The sequence below is a fragment of the Pseudoxanthobacter sp. genome, assembly GCF_036822375.1.
Classification (GTDB): domain Bacteria; phylum Pseudomonadota; class Alphaproteobacteria; order Rhizobiales; family Segnochrobactraceae; genus Pseudoxanthobacter.
The window spans coordinates 3656-16759 of record NZ_DAISHT010000018.1; the positions used below are offsets into that span (position 1 = coordinate 3656).

The following is a 13104-nucleotide window of genomic DNA, read 5'->3' on the forward strand; positions in this document are numbered from 1 at the left end:
CGGCGGGCCGTGCGAGCATAGAGTGTGCGGCCGGCGAGGGCCAGTCCAAGGGGGGGCAGTCTAGGGCGGCAGTCCAAGGGGATCCGTCCAGGGGTGCAGTCCGGAGGGCCGTCTCCGGCGGCCGCCTCAGGCATCGCGCGCCGGGTCGCGGCGGGAGAGCAGCCCGGTGAAGTCGTGGGCGATCTGGAACGGGTCGGCCGGCTTGCGATAGAGCAGGTCGGCGCCGAAATCTCCCGCCCGGGCGCCTTCATCGAGGTGGCCGGTCAGAACGGCGGTCAGGGCCGGACGCCGGCCCGGCGGCAGGGCGGCAACGGCCGCCAGCAGGCTTTCGCCGCTGCCGCCGGCCATCCGCAGGTCCGTCAGCAGCCCGGTCGGCGGGCGCGGCGCCCGTTGCAGCACCGCCAGCGCCTGTGCCGCGTCGGTGCAGATGCAGGTCTGCCAGCCAAGGGACTGGAAGAACTCCGCCAGCTCTTCGATCAGCGCGGCTTCGTCGTCGCACAGCAGAAGGCTGAAGGCGGCGCTCATCGCCGTGCCCGCGCTGCGCGGGCGCGGTGAGGGACGGGCGGAAGCGGGGCCATCGCCGCGCGCCCTTACCGGCAGTTGAAGGTGATGGCGTTGACCTGCCAGACCATCCGCGCGTGATAAGCCTGCGTATTGAGGGCGGGTTCCCCGCTGAGCGGATAGACCACCCAGTAAGGGCCGTTCTCGCGCACGCGCATCGGCTGCCCGTTGTGGCGGCTGGCCAGCACGACTGTCCGCGCCTGCCAGTCCGTGGCGGGAATGGTGGCGGAATAGTCGTTGATGGCCACCACAAGGGCATCGGTGACCGGATGGCCGGGCAGCGCGGCGAGGCCGGCGAGCGTCGCAAGAGACGGACCGGCAAAGGTCTGCGGGCCGGTGGTCCACGGTGTTTCGGTGCGGATTTCGGCCTGCGGCAGCGCATCGAGCGCGGCCCGGTCCAGCCGGCGTTCCGCCAGCACCGCGCCGCCGGGGCCGGTCCAGCGCACGTCGAGCGCGGTGTCTTCGGAGACTGTTCCGGCAAAGGCCGGCGAGTGGGCCGGCGAGAGAGCCGCCAGTGCGGCGGTTACGGCGATCGCCAGTCCGGTCAGCATCCGGCGTGCCGGGCGGCCGGCACCTGAAAGCGTCGTTTCCATTGCGTCTCCCCCCAAGGAGCGGCGGAGAAGGTGTTCTTCACATCGGATACAACCGCCGCGCCTTCTGGCGTTTTACCCGAGTGACACGCGCTGCGAGCGTGAAAATGCACGCCGCAATGGAAAGACCAGCCGGTAATCTGCTCCAGATTGGCGGCAATCGCCGCCCGGTCTTCTGTCGGGGCTGCCGCTGTTCATGGCGTGTCGTTCAGTGCTTGTCCTGCCGCAGATAGACCCGGCCGAGATGGGCCGGCTCCGAGGAGCGGCGGTTGCGGCCGGCCGAGGCGGCCACCAGAACGGCGAGGGTGAGGGCATAGGGCAGCATCATCATCAGATAGGTCGGCACATCGGCGCCGACCGCCTGCAGGCGCGGCACCAGCGCGTCGGCACCGCCGAAGATGAGTGCACCCAGCAGCGCCCGGCGCGGATCCCAGCGGGCGAAGATGACCAGCGCCACGGCGATCCAGCCGCGCCCGGCGACCATGCCTTCCACCCACACATGGCTGGCGGCAACGGAAAGATAGGCGCCGGCAAGGCCGCACAGCGCGCCGCAGGCGAGCACCGCGACGATCTGGGTGATCTGCACGTCGACACCGGCAATGTCCGCGGCGCCGGGGTCTTCGCCGACCGCGCGCAGCCGCAGGCCGGCGCGGGTGCGCATCAGCCACCACCACAGGGCCGCCACCAGCACCAGCGACAGCACAACCAGCGGATCCTGCTGGCCGAAAAGGCGCATCAGGCCCCCTTCCGTGCCCGTCACTTCGCGGAACGCGCCGATGCCCTCGAAGGCCTTCTGCACGAAGGGCCGGCCGACGGCCCCGGTGAAGCCGAGGCCGGCCGCCACGACGGCGAGGCCGGCAAGGGTCTGGTCGGCGCGAAACACGGAGACGGCCAGCGCGAAGATGAGCGACAGCACCATGGCCGCACCGACGCCGCCCAGCACCGCCAGCCACGGGTTGAGGCCGCTCAGCACCCCGGCTGCCCCCACCATGGCCCCGACGGCCATCAGCCCTTCCGGGCCGAGGTTCAGCACGCCCGCGCGCTCGGAAAGGATCAGCCCGAGGCTCGCCAGCAGCAGCGGCGTGGCATAGCTCGGAATGATGGCGAACCAGCCGATCAGGAAATCCATCATGGTGTGCCTCCCAGAGAGGGCCGGTTGAGGCGGTAGCGGGCGAAGAACTCCGACACGAGAACGGCCATCAGCACCACGCCCTGAATGAGCACGATGATCGCCTCGGAAACGGAATAGAACACCTTCAGCACGCTGCCGGCGGTGAACACACCGCCCAGCACGAAGGCGATGACCACGACGGCCAGCGGCCGCGCCCGCGCCAGAAAGGCAATGACGATGGCCGAAAACAGATAGCCGTTGCCGAGCGACTGGTTGAGGCGGTGTTCCGTGCCCGCCGCCACCATGGCGCCGGCAACCCCGCTGAGGCCGCCGGAGGCGAGCACCAGCAGGCTCACCGTCAGCGTCACCGGCAGGCCGGTCGCCCGGGCGGTTGCCGGGTTGAGGCCGACGGCCTCGGCATAGAAGCCGAGCCGCGTGCGCTCCAGCACGAACCAGACGACGATGCCGGCGGCAAGGCTGATCCACAGCCCGGCATGCACCTGCCCCCAGCCGAACAGGGGGGCGAACACCTCCGCATCGTCGAAGGCGGCGCTGATGGGAAAGCTGTTGGCCGGATCGCGCCAGGCGCCGAACAGCAGGTGCTGCACGAACAGAAAGGCGATGTTGCCGAGCAGCAGCGTGGAAATCACCTCGCTCACCGCAAAGCGGCGTTTCAGCCACAGCGGCAGCGCGATCCACGCCATGCCGGCCGCGAACGCGGCCGCCAGCATCAGCGGCAGGCGGACGGCCGCCGGCCCGATATCGTTCAGCGCCACCCAGGTGGCGGCAATGGCGCCGAGCCAGAGCTGACCCTCGATGCCGATGTTCCAGAAGCGCACGCGCATGGCGATGGCTGCCGAAAGGCCGACCAGCACCAGCGGAATGGCAGCGGTGACCGTCTGGGACAGGCCGTCGCTGGTGAAGAAGGTGGCGACGAGAAATTCGTCGACCAGCGCGTCCGGGGGCACGCCGGCGACGATGAGCAGGGCGGCCGACAGCGCCAGCCCGACGACGATGCCGCCGGCATAGGCGGTCACCGAAAGCCACAGCGGCGTCTGCTGGCGGCGGACGAGGACGGTCGCGTCAAGCATGGCCCACCATCAGCGAGGCGAGGCGCTCGGGCGTGGCGTCGGCGGCCGGCATTTCGCCGGCGATGCGGCCGCGGTTCATGACCGCCACGCGGTGGGAGAGGGTGAGCACTTCTTCCAGATCCTCGCTGATGATGAGGCAGGCGGCGCCCTGTTCGACCGCCGCGCGGATGAAGCCGTGGACCGCGGCCGTCGCCTTGACATCGAGGCCGCGGGCCGGGGAATGCGCGATCAGCACCCGCAGCCCGTCGTCAAGTTCGCGCGCGATCAGCACCTTCTGTGCATTGCCGCCGGAAAGCAGGGCGGCGGCGCGCGCGGGCGTGGCGCCGTGGATATCGAAGCGGGCGATGGCGGCCTGCGCGGCGGCCCGCATGCGGTCGCTGCGCAGCCACAGCGGCCCGCCGAACCGGCCCTCGCCGATGCCGGTCAGCGCCAGGTTGGCGGCGATGCTCATCTCCCGCACCATGCCGGTGGCGAACCGGTCGGACGGGATGATGCGCAGCCCGAGGCGGCGGCGCGCCCGCGGGCTGAGCGGCGCGATATCCTGCCCCTCCAGCACGATGCGGCCGGAGGCCGGCCGCACCATGGCCTGAAGGCAGTCGACCAGTTCCTGCTGGCCGTTGCCGCCGACGCCGGCAAGGCCGAGGATTTCGCCGGCGCGCAGCGTCAGCGTCAGACCGTCGACCGCCATGCCGCCGCCGGGGCGCCCGACCTTCAGGTCGCGGATCGCCAGTCGTTCGGCGCCGGCCACGGTCTGCGGCCGCTCGATGTGCGCCAGATCCTCGCCGACCGCGTGGGCGGCGATGGTGTCGATGTCGAGCGAGCCGGTGGCGATGCCGGCGAGCACGGTGCGGCCCTGCCGCATCACCGTCACGCGGTCGGCACGGGCGGCAACCTCACGCAGTTTGTGGGTGATGAGCACCACGGCGTGGCCCTGCGCGGCAAGCTGGCGGGTGAAGGAAAGCAGGGCATCGGCCTCGCCCTCCGTCAGCACCGCCGTCGGCTCGTCGAGAATGACGATGCGGGCGCCGAGCAGCAGCACTTTCAGAATTTCCGCCCGCTGGCGCTCGGCAATGGAAAGATCGGCGATGACCGCGCCGGGGTCGACGCCAAGGCCGATCTCGGCCCCCTTGGCGGCGACGAGCCGGGCCGCCTCGCTGACGGAACCGACCCGGCTGCCCAGCGCGAGAGCGACATTTTCCGCCACCGTGAAACGGGCCACGAGGCGGAAGTGCTGGTGCACCATGCCGAGGCCGGCGGCCGTTGCATCGGCCGGGCCGCGCAGCAGCACCGGGCTGCCGTCGACACTCTGCGATCCGCTGTCGGCGGCATAGACGCCGGTGGCCACGTTCATCAGGGTGGACTTGCCGGCCCCGTTCTCGCCGACAAGGGCATGGACCTCGCCCCAGCGCAGTTCGAACCCGGCACCGGTCAGGGCCGGCTTGCCGTCGAAAGCCTTGGAAATGTCCTTCAGCACCAGGGCGGGGGCCTGTCCGCCCGGCGCCCGGCCGGCCATGCTGGCTGCGGCGCCTGCCATCATCGCACCGTCATCGTTCGGCAACCCCTTCCGTTTCCGGCCGGCCGGGCGCGGGGATCGGCCCTCGCGGTCCGGCGGAAACAGGGTGAGAGACAAAACAAAGGCGGCGGCACCGCAACTGGCGCCGCCACCCGCCGGAACCGCTGTCGTCCTTTTACTGGGCCATGGCCGGCATGGTGCCGGTGACGCCCTTGACGAAGAAGTTCATGTTCCACAGCGTTTCGTCGTCGATGGTCTTACCCTCGGCCACGGCAACAGAGCCGTCCTGCTTCAGCAGCGGGCCCCGGAAGGGATCGAGCTTGCCGGCGATGATGGCGGCCTTGGCCTCTTCCACCTTCGCCTTGGTTCCGGCCGAAACCGCCGGCCCGTAGGGCGCCAGTTCCACCACGCCGCTCGCCAGACCCTCGAAGGCGCCGTATTCCTGCGGCTGCCACTTGCCTTCCACGATCGACTTGATGGTCGGCACCAGATAGCGGTCCCAGCGGAACATCACCGAGGTGAGGATGCCCTTCGGCGCGGCGTGCGACATGTCGAGCTGGTAGCCGATGGAATAGGCGCCGCGCTTCTCGGCGGCCGCCAGCGGCGCGACCGACGACAGGTCGGTGGCGATCACCCCGGCCTTCTGGTCGAGAATGGCTTCCGCGACCTGACCTTCCTTCACCGGATCCCACCAGGAGTTGGTGTAGACGGCGATGGTGTCGATCTTGGGCTGCACGGACTGGGCACCGAGCGCGTAGGCATTGATATCCCAGTTGACGACGCCGACCGGGAAGCCGGCGATCATGCCGATCTTGTCGGTCTTGCCGGTGTCGGCGGCGACGATGCCGGCGAGATACCACGCCTGATAGGTGCGGGCGTAGAAGCTCTCCAGATTCGCGCCGTTGGTGGTGCCGGACGCGTTGAGGAAGGCAACGTGGGGATAGGCCTTGGCCGCCTCGGCGATCGGGGCGCTGTAGCCGTAGGTGGTGCCCACGATGATGTTATAACCGCGCTTCACATAGAGATCGATGGCAGCGCGCAGCTTCGTGGCTTCTTCGGGAATGTTCTCGGTCACCGAGACCGGAACCTTGAGCTGCTCTTCGACAGCCTTGCGGCCGACTTCGAGCGCCTCGTTCCAGCCGCCATCCTGCGCGGCCGCGGCATAGATGAAGGCAACCTTCGGCGGGCCTTCGAGCGTGAAGGCGCCGGCCGCGCCGGCACTGGCGGCAAGCCCGGCAAAGCCGGCCGCGACGGCGAGCGTCGCGCGGGTGAGGGTCATCCGAACCCCGGTGAAATTCATTCCAGTTCCCCTGATTGGCAAACGACGGCCGGTCACAGCCTCGCACCAAGGCGCCGCGGCGGCAATTGCCGAAACAGCACCCCTGCACTCGCTGTCCTGCCATGCGGGCTTTGAAAAGGCCGGTTGCTTCGGCTCTTGTGCGGCGCATTAAGCCGCACTACGATTGTCCATGCAAACAAAATAATCACCCGAAAAAACCAGTCTGGTGTCCATAAATATGGACGGTAACGTCATGAACCTTGAGGCCCTCGACTGCTTCGTGAAGATCGCCGAGGTGCGCTCGCTGTCGGCCGCTGCCAAGCTGCACGGCCTGCCGAAGTCGACTCTCAGCCTGAAGCTGCGCCAGCTCGAGGCCGATCTCGGCGTGGCGCTGTTTGCGCGCGAGGGGCGGGGACTGGACCTCACCGATGCCGGCACCGAGCTGCTGCGCCACGCCCAGACGATTCTGCGGTCGTGCGAGAGTGCGCGGTCGGCCGTGGCGGAGGCCAGCGCGGAGGTGGCCGGCACCTTGCGCATCGGCGCCACCGGCGAGTTCGGCACCGCCTTCAATGCGCAGATGCTCTACGCATTCCGCCAGCGCTATCCGCTGGTTCAGCTCGACCTGACCTTCTTTTCGCCGAGCGTGCTCTACACGCCGGACCGCCTGCAGGGCTTCGACGTTATCATTTCATGGGATGATCCGGGCGACGGCGGCTATCAGTGGGAGACGCTGGCCGGAGCGGCGTTCGCGCTGGTTGCCAGCCCCTCCTATCTTGCCCGCAACGGCGTGCCGCAGACGCCGGAGGACATCGACCGCGATCATCGCGGCGTGCTTTATCGCCGGCCCGGCGGCCTGCAGAACTGGCGGCTGCAAAACGGCAGCCAGACCGCAGACCTGCTGCCGCGCAGCGACTTCATCGCCAACGATTATTGGACGGTGAAGTACTTTGCCGTTGCCGGCGAAGGAATCGCCTTTTTACCAAAGTTCTTCACTGCTATAGAATGCGAGCGTGGACACCTGTCGCCGGTTCTTCCCGAATGGGAGTCTGAGGCGAAGGTTATCCAGATTCGCTATACGCGACCGGCCCTTGCGTCCAGAAAACTGGACGCTTTTGTTGCATTCTGTAAAAACTACTTCGCTCCGGGATTCAATTTCCGGGGTCCGCGATACTATGTCGAAACCGTGCTCGACGCGCGAGCGGGCAAAGAGGGAAACAGACCATGAAGAGCGTGGAGACCGGCAACGGCGTGCGCGTGTTGAAAACCGGCGGGCTCGACCCCCGCCGGGTGCCTTTCGAGGAAATTCCGGTCATCGACCTTGAGCCGATGTTCAGCGGCGGGGCGGAAGACAAGGCCCGGCTTGCCGCCGAACTGCGCCGCGCCTGCACCGAGGTCGGCTTTCTCTACATCCGCAACCACCATGTGCCGCAGGCGGTGATCGATGCCGCGTTTGCTGCGGCGCACACCTATTTCGCGCAGGACGATGCGGCCAAAATGGCCAATCACATCTCGCGCTCGTCGAACCTGCGCGGCTACGCCGCCCTGCTGGAAGAAAACACCGACCCGACCGCCCGCGGCGACCTGCACGAGTCGTTCGACGTTGCCCTCGAAGTGCCGGCCGACGACCCCGACGTGAAGGCCGGCAAGGTGCTCTACGGCCCGAACCAGTGGCCGGAAGGCCAGCCGGCGTTCCGCGCCGCGCTGTCGGACTATCACCGCGAGATGCTGGTGCTTTCCGGCCATCTGCTGCATGCTTTCGCGCTGTCGCTGGGGCTGGAGGAGGACTATTTCGACGCCCTCGTCACCAAGCCGCTCGCCACGCTGCGCGTGCTGCACTATCCGCCGCAGTTCGGCGAGATCGACGACCGCCAGATCGGCATCGGCGCGCATTCGGACTATGAGTGCTTCACCATTCTGGCGCAGGACCAGATCAAGGCTCTGCAGGCGCTGAATGCGGCCGGCGAGTGGATTGCCGCCGATCCGATTCCGGGCTGCTTCGTGGTCAACATCGGCGATATGATGGCCCGCTGGACCAACGGCCTGTTCGCCTCGACCGTGCACCGGGCCATCAACCGGTCGGGCACCGAGCGTTACTCGATTCCGTTCTTCTTCGGCCCGAGCTACGACACGGTTCTGGAAGCCCTGCCGGGTTGCGTCGATGCCGATCACCCGGCGAAATACCCGTCGATTTCGGCCGGCGACTACGTCAACGGCCGCTTCGAGGCGACCTTTGCCGGCTATGGCGCGAAGGCGAAGGCCGGCGAAGCGGACGCCTGAGGCATCCGCGCGAAGAATCGCGGCCGCCGGAAAGAAGGGCGCCGCCGTCATGCTCCGGGAGGCGGGAGCGCGACGGCGGCGTTTTGTCGTGATCGCCTTTGCGTTCCGTCGTCCGGCCATCAGGAGAGTGTGCCATGTCCCTGCCTGCGGTGCTGTTACCGGTGTTCGTGCAGGTCGGTCTCACTTTTGCGCTCGGCTTCTGGCTGGGCCTTGCGCGCCTTTCGGCGCTGAAGCGCGGGCTCGTCGGACCGCGCGACATCGCCCTTGGCGAGGCGCTCTGGCCGCGTCGGACGATTCAGATCGGCAACTGCTTCAACAACCAGTTTCAGGCGCCGGTGCTGTTCTATGGGCTGGTGGCACTGGCCGTCGCCACCGGCCTGGCCGACCTCGCGTTCGTGGCGCTCAGCTGGGTCTTTGTGGCCACGCGTCTGGTCCATGCCGCCATCCACACCGGCCCGAATCATATCGGCCGGCGTTTTCTGGCATTCGGGGCCGGCATCGTGGCGCTTCTGGCGATGTGGCTGCTGTTTGCGGCGCGGATTCTGGCCGGCGGCTGAGTTGCGGCCCCGCCCCGGCGCGCCTGCGCGGGCCGGGGCGGGGTGTCGGAGAGGGCAGGGCGCCGGAATTCGGCGCCAGAAGAATCCGGCGTCAGAATTTGGCGCGGGCAGAGAGCAGAATGGTCTGCCCCTGACCGGCGCCCGCCTGCGACAGCGCCGGGGTATATTCGCGGTTGAAGATGTTGGTGCCGCTGAGGGCGGCCGACCAGTTCTCCGTCACCTGATAGTTGGCGTAGATATCCCAGGTGGCGTAACCGGGCACATAGCCATCGTCTGCGGCGGCGACCGACGCGGCATTGATGTCGCCCACATAGCTGCGCGAGACGAAGTTGCCGCGCACGCCGACATCGACCTTGCGCTCGAAGAAGCGGGCGCCGAGCGTGACCGAGGCGATGTTGTCCGGCATGTAGCTCTGCATACCAAGACCGTTCTGCTGAGCGGGCAGGTTGGTGTTCGTGTAGGTGTAGCTGAAATCGGTGTAGGCGTAACCGAGATCGTAGCCGCCCTGCAGTTCCACGCCGCGGATCTGCGACGTACCCGATACGTTATAGAAATAGCACGAATAGCTGCGTCCGGAGACGGCGCACTGCGTCGTGATATAGTCCTGAACGTTCATCGAATAGTAGTCGACCTTGAGCTTGGCCAGGTCGTCCTTGAAGAACAGGTTCTGGTAAAGCGTGTTGAGGCCGATTTCCCAGCCGCGCTGGGTTTCCGGCGACAGGTCGGGATTGGGAGTGAACGAGGTGGTGCTGCCCGGGTGGCTGCCGCCGAGCATGGTCTCGAACGTCGTCGGTGCGCGGAACGACTGCCCCCACGAACCGTAGACCTGCAGCCAGTCGAGCGGGTTGACGGCGAGCGTGAACTTCGGGTCGAACTTGCCCTCGCTCTGGTCGACATCGTAATAGCCGCCACGCTTGGTGGAATAGCCGGTGCCGGTCAGCGTGTAGTAGTCGTAGCGCAGGCCGGCGATGAAATCGACCATGCCGTAAGTGAACGTGGTCTTTGAATAGAGACCGCCGATGCCGTTCTCGCCGTTCGGGTTCACGCCGCCCGAAACGGTGGTGACGTTGTTGTGGAACCACTCCGCGCCGTTGGCGGTGTTGATCTGCACATCGCCGATGCTGAACTTCGAGATGTTGGTCGTGTCGAAGCCGTAGCCTTCATCCGCCACCTGACGGCCGGCATAGCTGCCGGACGTGATCGCGGAATTGTAGGTCATGTCGGTGTTGTTATAATAACCGTTCAGAGCGTAGTTGATCAGCTCGTTATCCGGTGTCCAGCCGTAATTCAGCGTTACGGTGTTGGAGTTGACGTCCTGATAATACGAGTTCGCGCCGAACTCGTTATTATAGAACACGCCACCGAGGTTGAGCTTCTGGTTTTCGGTCGGCTTGAAGTTGATTTTGGCGAGGCCGGAGACGAGATCCTGCGCGGTGTTGGGCACGCTGTTGCCGTCGCCGTCGGTGAAGTTGCGCGACAGCCGCCGGCTGATGGCGCCGGCAAAGGCGGCGCCTTCGGAAAGCCGGGCGCCGCCGCCGACCATTTCCATCCAGTCGGTGCCGTTGGAGCCCCACGTCACGCTGCCGAGCGCCCCCCACTTCCTGTTCGCGGAAACGATATCGTCCACGCCGAGGGTGCGGAAATTCGCCGTTCCGGCCAGCGCCCCGGCGCCGCCGGCGGTGGAGACCGCGCCGCGCTGCACATCGACACCGGCCAGCAGCGCCGGGTCGACATAGAGCATGTTGGTGGCGTTGTGGCCCATGAAGCCGAAGTCCTGTCGGACGCCGTCGATCATCATGTTGACGCGGCCGGAGCCTTCAAGGCCGCGGATGTTGACCGCCACGCCGGGGTTCTGCTGATTCTGCTGGGTGAACGTGCCCGGCATGGTGCGCAGCACGTTGTCGACATTGGTGCGCCCGAAGGTCTCGATTTCCTTGCGGCCGGTCGTGCTGACGGCCGCCGGCGTGGAATAGGGCGCCAGCGCGGGATTGTCGCCGGAGACGCTGATTTCCTGCAGGTTCAGATTGCCGTCGCTGTCGGTGCCGCTGCTGCCGGTCTTGTCCGCCGTGGCCGTGGTGCCGGCGGCGGTCTCCGGTGTCTTTGCCGTTGCCGTGTCGGCGGTCTGGGCGATGGCGGGCGTGGCGAGCGCAAGGCCGAGAGCAGTGGAAAGCAGAAGCGCCGCGGTTAAAGGCCGGGGCTGGATCATGGGAACCTCACAGGGAATCTCGACGACGCCGCAAAGCGCCGCAAATGCGAATGACTTGCGATATCGCTTGATAGCGGCATGTCGCCTCCGGACAAATACAGGTCGGCGCGATTCCCTCGTGAATCTCATAAACTAGTGCAGATTCAGCACACTGTTCTTTTTTGAATAATGAAAAAAAGCGATTTGACGCTTAATGTCGATTTATAATAACTCAAAGGAGAGCTATAACTTAAATATTATAAGCTGATCGCACGATAAATCCGGTGCGCAGTGTCAGGAAAACTGCCAATGCGGGCTGGATGCCGCCGTATCTGAGGCGAAGACAACGGGCCCGGACGAGACGCGGTTTGCCGGCGGCGGCGGTGCCGGCGGCTTTCTCAGCGCGCGGCGGGCCGGGCGCGGTCGGTGCTGCGGCGACGGGCGGTGCTGCAATTTCGCAGCGGCGGCCGGATGCCCAGGTCGGGGCCATTTTAAAAACAGAACAAATTCAGTCTGTTGGATTCTGGCACACGGCTTGCTCATCTGCTGGCAGGTCAGTGGCTTTACTGCGCAGCAGGAGTGCCCCCACGTGATGTCGTCCGTTTGCCTTTCCGTTTCTGCCGGTGCAGCCGGGCCGCATGCGGTGCCGCGCGCCGCTGCGGTGCGGGGCGGGCCGGCGCGCGGGGCTGACCGCAACGACCGGGCCACCAAGGCCCGGCAGGAAAACAAAGCCTTTCCTTTCAGAACCACCTATCGGGGAACCACCAGATGCGCTTGCGCCATTCGCGCTTTTCCGCGGCCGTTGCGGCCGCGCTTGCGACGTCGATTGCCTCCACGCCGCTGGCCGCTTCTGCCGGCGAGCTGAACGTCCTGACGTGGGAAGGCTATGCCGCCCCGGAGTTCATCTCCAAGTTCGAGGAAAGCTCGGGCTGCAAGGTGACCTCGACCTATGTCGGCTCCAATGACGACTTCGCGCCCAAGCTCGCGGCCGGCAGCGGCGTCTACGACATCATCGTGCCTTCCATCGACACCATCGGCCTGATGCGTCTTGGCAGCTTCATCGACCCGATCGACACCGCCAAGGTGCCGGCACTGGCCGACGTCTACCCGGAGTTCGCCAAGGCCAACGACGTGCTGGTGGACGGCGAGACCTGGTCGGTGCCGCTGGTGTGGGGCTCCATCTCGCTGATGTATCGCCCCGACAAGGTCGAGCCGGCGCCGGATTCCATCGCCGTGCTGTTCGACCCCAAGTACAAGGGCCGTATCTCGATGTGGGACGACAAGTCCTCCATCTACTGGACGGCGCGCATGCTCGGCTTCGAGGACATCTACAACCTGTCCGACGAGCAGCTTGAGAAGGTCAAGGAAAAGCTGATCGAGCAGAAGCCGCTCATCCGCAAGTACTGGGCGACCGCCGGCGAGCTGACCGAGCTGTTCGCCAATCAGGAAGTGTGGGTTTCCAACACCTGGACCGGCCTGCAGAGCAAGGACATCAATGCCCTCAACAAGGGCTTCAAGGTGGTTGAGTTCACGCCGAAGGAAAAGGCCGAGGGCTGGATGGATTCCATGCAGCTCGTCAAGGGCAGCCCGAATTCGGAGTGCGCCTACAAGTTCTTCAACTTCATGCTGTCGCCGGAAGGCCAGTGCGGCATCATCAAGTCGACCGGCTACTTCCCGGTCAACCCGAAGGCGGTGGAGGCCTGCCTGACGCCGGAGGAGAAGGAAGCCCGCAAGGTTAACAACATCGAGTTCGTGAAGAGCCTGGTGATGTGGCAGATGCCGGCCCGTCTCGACAAGTATCTGGAAGTCTGGAACGCGGTGAAGGCGGCTCCGTGACCGTCTGCCTGTGTCCCGCCCCTGCGGGGGCGGGAACCTGAACGGCGCAGGGCTGCGGCACTGCGCGGCCGCAACCGGCTGCCGGCGCGGCGGTTCCGGGGTCC

The 13104-nt window shown here is 66.5% G+C and carries 11 protein-coding genes; 4 read left to right on the forward strand and 7 right to left on the reverse strand.

The window, feature by feature from the left end:
* Positions 1–126: 126 nt before the first annotated feature.
* The 6 genes from V7067_RS03630 to V7067_RS03655 form a co-directional block, all read right to left on the reverse strand.
* Positions 127–525, reverse strand: a complete 399-nt coding sequence (locus V7067_RS03630) for a response regulator (protein ID WP_334174516.1) — start codon at positions 523–525, stop codon at positions 127–129.
* A 65-nt stretch (positions 526–590) separates the two neighbouring features.
* Entirely contained in the window at positions 591–1154 is a 564-nt protein-coding gene (locus V7067_RS03635; RefSeq protein ID WP_334174517.1) for a hypothetical protein, read from the reverse strand.
* Positions 1155–1359: 205 nt separating this feature from the next.
* Complete coding sequence (locus V7067_RS03640; protein ID WP_334174518.1) at positions 1360–2283, reverse strand: ABC transporter permease; 924 nt, start codon at positions 2281–2283, stop codon at positions 1360–1362.
* Positions 2280–3353, reverse strand: a complete 1074-nt coding sequence (locus V7067_RS03645) for an ABC transporter permease (RefSeq protein ID WP_334174519.1) — start codon at positions 3351–3353, stop codon at positions 2280–2282. The genes V7067_RS03640 and V7067_RS03645 overlap by 4 nt, the downstream gene beginning before the upstream one ends.
* Complete coding sequence (locus V7067_RS03650) at positions 3346–4911, reverse strand: ABC transporter ATP-binding protein (RefSeq protein WP_334174520.1); 1566 nt, start codon at positions 4909–4911, stop codon at positions 3346–3348. The genes V7067_RS03645 and V7067_RS03650 overlap by 8 nt, the downstream gene beginning before the upstream one ends.
* Positions 4912–5041: 130 nt before the next feature.
* Positions 5042–6166: a BMP family ABC transporter substrate-binding protein gene (locus V7067_RS03655; RefSeq protein ID WP_334174521.1), complete on the reverse strand. Its 1125-nt coding sequence runs from the start codon at positions 6164–6166 to the stop codon at positions 5042–5044.
* A gap of 232 nt (positions 6167–6398) precedes the next feature.
* On the opposite strand from V7067_RS03655, the gene V7067_RS03660 reads away from it, so the two are divergent.
* From V7067_RS03660 to V7067_RS03670, 3 genes are all read left to right on the forward strand, one after another.
* On the forward strand, positions 6399–7370 hold the full coding sequence (locus V7067_RS03660; protein ID WP_334174522.1) for a LysR substrate-binding domain-containing protein: 972 nt from the start codon (positions 6399–6401) through the stop codon (positions 7368–7370).
* Positions 7367–8422 (forward strand): 2-oxoglutarate and iron-dependent oxygenase domain-containing protein, encoded by a 1056-nt coding sequence (locus V7067_RS03665; RefSeq protein WP_334174523.1) that lies wholly within the window; start codon positions 7367–7369, stop codon positions 8420–8422. The genes V7067_RS03660 and V7067_RS03665 overlap by 4 nt, the downstream gene beginning before the upstream one ends.
* A 134-nt stretch (positions 8423–8556) precedes the next feature.
* Positions 8557–8979: an MAPEG family protein gene (locus tag V7067_RS03670; protein ID WP_334174524.1), complete on the forward strand. Its 423-nt coding sequence runs from the start codon at positions 8557–8559 to the stop codon at positions 8977–8979.
* 91 nt (positions 8980–9070) lie between these two features.
* Here the strand turns inward: V7067_RS03670 and V7067_RS03675 are convergent, their stop codons facing one another.
* Complete coding sequence (locus V7067_RS03675) at positions 9071–11185, reverse strand: TonB-dependent receptor (RefSeq protein ID WP_334174525.1); 2115 nt, start codon at positions 11183–11185, stop codon at positions 9071–9073.
* Between the two features lie 747 nt (positions 11186–11932).
* Here V7067_RS03675 and V7067_RS03680 point away from each other — a divergent pair.
* The gene (locus V7067_RS03680; RefSeq protein WP_334174526.1) at positions 11933–13000 is read left to right on the forward strand and encodes an ABC transporter substrate-binding protein; all 1068 of its coding nucleotides are present in this window, start codon (positions 11933–11935) and stop codon (positions 12998–13000) included.
* Positions 13001–13104: the final 104 nt, after the last annotated feature.

Excerpts from the sequence above, each read along its gene's own strand:
- V7067_RS03655 (WP_334174521.1), bottom strand. The coding sequence starts at position 6,166 with ATGAATTTCACCGGGGTTCGGATGACCCTCACCCGCGCGACGCTCGCC.
- V7067_RS03635 (WP_334174517.1), bottom strand. The coding sequence starts at position 1,154 with ATGGAAACGACGCTTTCAGGTGCCGGCCGCCCGGCACGCCGGATGCTG.
- V7067_RS03660 (WP_334174522.1), top strand. The coding sequence starts at position 6,399 with ATGAACCTTGAGGCCCTCGACTGCTTCGTGAAGATCGCCGAGGTGCGC.
- V7067_RS03670 (WP_334174524.1), top strand. The coding sequence starts at position 8,557 with ATGTCCCTGCCTGCGGTGCTGTTACCGGTGTTCGTGCAGGTCGGTCTC.
- V7067_RS03640 (WP_334174518.1), bottom strand. The coding sequence starts at position 2,283 with ATGATGGATTTCCTGATCGGCTGGTTCGCCATCATTCCGAGCTATGCC.
- V7067_RS03675 (WP_334174525.1), bottom strand. The coding sequence starts at position 11,185 with ATGATCCAGCCCCGGCCTTTAACCGCGGCGCTTCTGCTTTCCACTGCT.
- V7067_RS03630 (WP_334174516.1), bottom strand. The coding sequence starts at position 525 with ATGAGCGCCGCCTTCAGCCTTCTGCTGTGCGACGACGAAGCCGCGCTG.
- V7067_RS03665 (WP_334174523.1), top strand. The coding sequence starts at position 7,367 with ATGAAGAGCGTGGAGACCGGCAACGGCGTGCGCGTGTTGAAAACCGGC.
- V7067_RS03680 (WP_334174526.1), top strand. The coding sequence starts at position 11,933 with ATGCGCTTGCGCCATTCGCGCTTTTCCGCGGCCGTTGCGGCCGCGCTT.
- V7067_RS03645 (WP_334174519.1), bottom strand. The coding sequence starts at position 3,353 with ATGCTTGACGCGACCGTCCTCGTCCGCCGCCAGCAGACGCCGCTGTGG.